Here is a 2,940-nt window from a genome sequence, read left to right as displayed (position 1 = left end):
TGGATAATAATCGGTAGCATTTGTAATTCCAATGGTTTGTCCGGTATTTGTTCTTCCTACTACAGCTCTTACATTGCCTAAATGATCCGTAAGTTGATACAGATTGGTTCCATCGGATTTTCTCACACCTAAACGATTTGCTCCATAAATGGTGTTTTCGACAATTTGCCCATTTCTGTATATAGCCAAGGGTTTTCCTGTAGCATCCCGTACATAATGTTCGGTATAACTTAGATTTCCATTGGATAGGTTGTATGCTTCTTTACGTACTCTATGGTTTTTATCATTGTAAAAGAACTTCACTAATGTTTGGTTGTTTTTTTTGATTTCATTGACCAATCCATTAGTATTATAAATATATGTAATATTTTCTTGATTATTTTTAGTCAATTGCCCTATACTATTATATTCATAGTTGTTTCCATTTTGATCTCCAATATCATCAGCTCCAGAGACATCTCCTGCGGCATCATCTACGCGTAATAGTTGATTTGGTTTATCATTTTTATAGACGTAAGACAGTTTATCCATGGCATTGTTGCCGCTCACTGTATTTTTATTACGATTTAGTTTTTTGATATTTCCATTGGCGTCATATGTAATATCGTATACATTATAATCTGCATTTCCTAGTACCGTTCCATCGGTAGCAATTTTGGCACTAAAAGTACGGCCGTTGGTTGCAGTGATACTAAATCCAGGTAGTAATACAATGGATTGAGTAGCTTTTACATTTTCTGTAGTAGTAACCGATTGATTTCGAGTTTCGTTTTGCTCCAGATTAGGATCTACTTCGTTTACATTTTGATTAAAGCTAGCCCCAGTTAACCAATTGTTTTTATCGTAGCTATAATAATAGGTGTCTGGATTACCATTATTTTGATTTTTGGTGTTCCAAGTTAAAGCTTTGATGTTCCCGTTGTATTGTTCAATACCATTAGGAGTAGTTGTAATTGGATTCGGTGTATTTGTTCTAGAGTAGTCTCCATTGTAATAATGTATGTTCATTCCAAAGAGGTCGTTATTATCTCCTCCTGGGTCACTAGTTGTATTTAGGTTGGGATGATTGATACTTTTTAGAGCGCCGTTTAAATTATATACATAATCAATTCCTTGTAATCCTTGTGCTAGGTTGAGTCTTTTTAGGGCTCCAGTTTCATAATACTCATAGGCAGCATGTTGCACATAAGAAGCTCCATTGGTTGATGTTTCAACCATAGTTAGATTAAAGTCAACCGGATCATAGGTGTAACGATGTATAAACTGATCTGATGCTCCTTTTTGGTATAATACTCTTTTTACTTGGCTAGTGATCGGGTCATACTCATAGTCTATAGTTTTAAAGCCTAATCCATTTATATTTTGTACAATCCATTGTACTCTTCCGTAGATATCATAACTATACCATGTAGTAGTATTTTGATTCCAAGTTTTAGCTACATTTCCCGCTAGGAATTCTGGTTTTTTGTAGTTAGTTGGTAATGTGTTGATATCGCTTTCAGGTATTTCATCATAGGTAGTAAGATGCCTTTCAGCTTTGATTCCTGTTGGTAAATCGTTATCAGGGTTTATATTAGGAAAGACATCGGTTACCGGCTTAGGGAAGAAGAGTCCACTTTCAATAGCTCTTCCTTTTTGGTCATAATTGGTAAAAGAAAAACTAAAGCTATTTTCTTTTTGTTTACTGTTTTGAGAGAATCGTATTTGTCCGTCTTTTTGATATTTAAACCATGCTTCTCCTTCATCAGGGCTTTTGGTATATTCTAATTGCCCTAAAGCGTTGTATTGAAAATCACTTTTTAATTTATTCAAAGGTTGATAAGAAGCTATTAATCGTCCAGCTTTATCATATTCGTTTAAGCTATACTCATAATAGTTTTCTGGGTAAGTTACTTTTTTTGGGATCCAATTATAGGTTAATGTAATACTTGCTATTCTATAAAGTCCAGGAGGCAATTCTGCAAACGGAGTAGTTATTTTTTGTTCAGTTGTTAAATCGTAAACTTCAAAAAAATGGGGGCTGTTAGATAGCTCACTGTTCAAGTAATTTTTCACTACAATACCTTTAGTTCCTTTAGGAATATGTATGTCAACAAAATTTTGTTGATCCAGAGTTATTGTCGAATATCGTATAGGTTTATTACCATTTTCGTTACCACTTCTAGCAGCAGCAAGAGTTCTACCGTCGATATCTGTAAATACTACAGTTTCTACACCATGTACATCTCTGGCGATGGTCTTTGTAATTTTGTAGTTGTTATATTTGGAATCGCCAAACGCAACGGATTGTGATAGTTCTTGTCCTGCTGGCATAGAGAATACATAACCATTTTTCCATTCTCCGTTCATTTTATTTCCACCGATAGTTTTTAATACAGCCCCAGGATTAAGTTGGCTATATATTGTTCTAGAGTAGGGGTGTTGAGTAACATCTTGATAAGGTTCGGTAGAGTTATTTTGACTATAATACCACCCTAGAGAATTTGCTTGGGTTCCTACCGTAGCAGGATTTTCTGGTTGCGCTTCAAAATCTGCATCAGAAAATGTATTATTTGTATTGTTTTTAATGAAGTCTTGTCGATATAGAAAATCCGAAGGGATATCATCATTGGTCGGAGCGCTTAAGGTTTGTATAGCTGCTCTTCCCTGATGATCATATCTGGTTTCACTAGCCCATATTTTATTGGTTTTATAATCTTTGGTTTGTATTTGTACTGATTTTCCTAGATCGTCATAATAGGATTTGGTTTTAGCGATTTCATTTTCAGTAATATCGTAGGATGTTACTTTTACCGTATTCCAATGTTCGGCAGTATCACTTCCACTTGCAGGACATCCATTGGTAGGTCCATTAACCCCAGGACATAGGTCTGTATTTTGTGGATAGAAATTATCACCAGGTCTAGTACATCTGATAAGAGTATAGGTGTTTTCTCCAAA

Annotated in this window: 1 protein-coding gene; it reads right to left on the bottom strand. The window is 35.0% G+C overall.

From position 1 onward, the window contains the following. Positions 1-2,940, bottom strand: a 2,940-nt coding sequence (locus tag BUE24_RS24125; protein WP_170864662.1) for a hypothetical protein, incomplete at both ends; no start/stop codon positions are given.

The sequence above is a fragment of the Aquimarina spongiae genome (genome assembly GCF_900141785.1).
Taxonomy (GTDB): Bacteria; Bacteroidota; Bacteroidia; order Flavobacteriales; family Flavobacteriaceae; genus Aquimarina; species Aquimarina spongiae.
Note: the sequence above shows the minus strand (reverse complement) of the source record. Positions and strands in the feature narration are given on the sequence as shown.